The organism is Paraburkholderia steynii (assembly GCF_900100565.1).
GTDB classification, from domain to species: Bacteria; Pseudomonadota; Gammaproteobacteria; order Burkholderiales; family Burkholderiaceae; genus Paraburkholderia; species Paraburkholderia terrae.
The window spans coordinates 1-1365 of the sequence record NZ_FNDI01000080.1; the positions used below are offsets into that span (position 1 = coordinate 1).

Below are 1365 nucleotides of genomic sequence, written 5' to 3' on the forward strand. Positions count from 1 at the left end.
AGCGAAGCAATCGGAAGGGGTTCCAGGAAAAGCCTCTAAGCTTCAGTTTCACATTGACCGTACCGCAAACCGACACAGGTGGGCGAGATGAGTATTCTAAGGCGCTTGAGAGAACTCGGGAGAAGGAACTCGGCAAATTGGTACCGTAACTTCGGGATAAGGTACGCCCCTGTAGCTTGATGCCCCTGCGGGCAAAGGGTGAAGGGGTTGCAATAAACTGGTGGCTGCGACTGTTTAATAAAAACACAGCACTCTGCAAACACGAAAGTGGACGTATAGGGTGTGACGCCTGCCCGGTGCCGGAAGATTAAATGATGGGGTGCAAGCTCTTGATTGAAGTCCCGGTAAACGGCGGCCGTAACTATAACGGTCCTAAGGTAGCGAAATTCCTTGTCGGGTAAGTTCCGACCTGCACGAATGGCGTAACGATGGCCACACTGTCTCCTCCCGAGACTCAGCGAAGTTGAAGTGTTTGTGATGATGCAATCTCCCCGCGGCTAGACGGAAAGACCCCATGAACCTTTACTGTAGCTTTGCATTGGACTTTGAACCGATCTGTGTAGGATAGGTGGGAGGCTATGAAGCTGGGACGCTAGTCTCAGTGGAGCCGTCCTTGAAATACCACCCTGGTTTGTTTGAGGTTCTAACCTTGGCCCGTGATCCGGGTCGGGGACAGTGCATGGTGGGCAGTTTGACTGGGGCGGTCTCCTCCCAAAGTGTAACGGAGGAGTACGAAGGTACGCTAGGTACGGTCGGAAATCGTGCTGATAGTGCAATGGCATAAGCGTGCTTAACTGCGAGACCGACAAGTCGAGCAGGTGCGAAAGCAGGTCATAGTGATCCGGTGGTTCTGTATGGAAGGGCCATCGCTCAACGGATAAAAGGTACTCTGGGGATAACAGGCTGATACCGCCCAAGAGTTCATATCGACGGCGGTGTTTGGCACCTCGATGTCGGCTCATCTCATCCTGGGGCTGTAGCCGGTCCCAAGGGTATGGCTGTTCGCCATTTAAAGAGGTACGTGAGCTGGGTTTAAAACGTCGTGAGACAGTTTGGTCCCTATCTGCCGTGGGCGCTGGATATTTGAAGGGGGCTGCTCCTAGTACGAGAGGACCGGAGTGGACGAACCTCTGGTGTACCGGTTGTCACGCCAGTGGCATCGCCGGGTAGCTATGTTCGGAAGAGATAACCGCTGAAAGCATCTAAGCGGGAAACTCGCCTTGAGATGAGATATCCCCGGGGCTTCGAGCCCCTTGAAGGGTCGTTCAAGACCAGGACGTTGATAGGTCAGGTGTGGAAGCGCAGTAATGCGTTAAGCTAACTGATACTAATTGCCCGTAAGGCTTGATCCTATAACAGGTGTGT

At 53.3% G+C, this 1365-nt stretch carries 1 rRNA gene; it reads left to right on the forward strand.

Features of this window, described 5'->3' with window-relative positions:
• Positions 1-1352: ribosomal RNA gene (locus BLT65_RS46220) — 23S ribosomal RNA — on the forward strand; the annotation flags it as partial.
• Positions 1353-1365: the final 13 nt, after the last annotated feature.